The organism is Aeromicrobium sp. (genome assembly GCF_032084975.1).
In the GTDB taxonomy this organism is placed as follows: domain Bacteria; phylum Actinomycetota; class Actinomycetes; order Propionibacteriales; family Nocardioidaceae; genus Aeromicrobium.
Map to the genome: position 1 here is coordinate 3971 of NZ_DAMDLR010000131.1, position 217 is coordinate 4187.

Below are 217 nucleotides of genomic sequence, written 5' to 3' on the forward strand. Positions count from 1 at the left end.
CGAGTCGGGGCAGGCGTGCGGACTGCACCTCACGCCCGAGCGCCGTGCCATGGACGCGTCCACCGTCGGGGTCGGCGTCGCGATCGCGGCCGCGATCGACGGGGGAGCGCGCCGCATCGTCGTCGGACTGGGCGGCAGCGCCACCAACGACGGCGGTGCCGGTCTCCTGGCGGCGCTGGGCGCGACGGCCGACGTGCCGCTGGACGCGGGGCCTGCC

General features: G+C 78.3%; 1 protein-coding gene. It reads left to right on the forward strand.

The features are described 5' to 3' along the window. Positions 1-217, forward strand: a 217-nt coding sequence (locus RT323_RS16180; RefSeq protein ID WP_313410266.1) for a glycerate kinase, incomplete at both ends; no start/stop codon positions are given.